Below are 302 nucleotides of genomic sequence, written 5' to 3' on the forward strand. Positions count from 1 at the left end.
GCCGATGCCGCTCTCGTAATAGCTGGCACTGCGGCTCATGTTGAAGGTGACCATGCACTGATACTGGTTCCACAGGCTCACCATCCGGTCCAGCGTTTCCTCGCCGGAGGTCAGCTGCCAGCCCGAGAGCAGCTCCTGCCAGTAGTCGGCCAGTGCCCTGCGGGCGGCATCCACCTGTGCGTCGGTGGCATAGCGGGCCATGATGGCCTCGGCCCGGGCTTTGTTGATGATGCCGGGAGCGCTGAATTTTTACCGGACCGGGTTTTCAATGTAGCCCAGCCCGAAGATGATGCTCTTTTTCT

Annotated in this window: 1 protein-coding gene; it reads right to left on the reverse strand. The window is 60.9% G+C overall.

What is annotated here, in order from left to right; translation table 11 throughout:
- The coding region (locus tag P0G09_RS18665; protein ID WP_342760567.1) for a hypothetical protein at positions 1 to 201 on the reverse strand (201 nt) is incomplete at its 3' end.
- Between the last annotated feature and the right edge of the window lie 101 nt (positions 202 to 302).

Origin of the sequence: Faecalibacterium sp. DFI.5.82 (assembly GCF_029076575.1) — a bacterium.
Taxonomy (GTDB): Bacteria; Bacillota; Clostridia; order Oscillospirales; family Ruminococcaceae; genus Faecalibacterium; species Faecalibacterium duncaniae.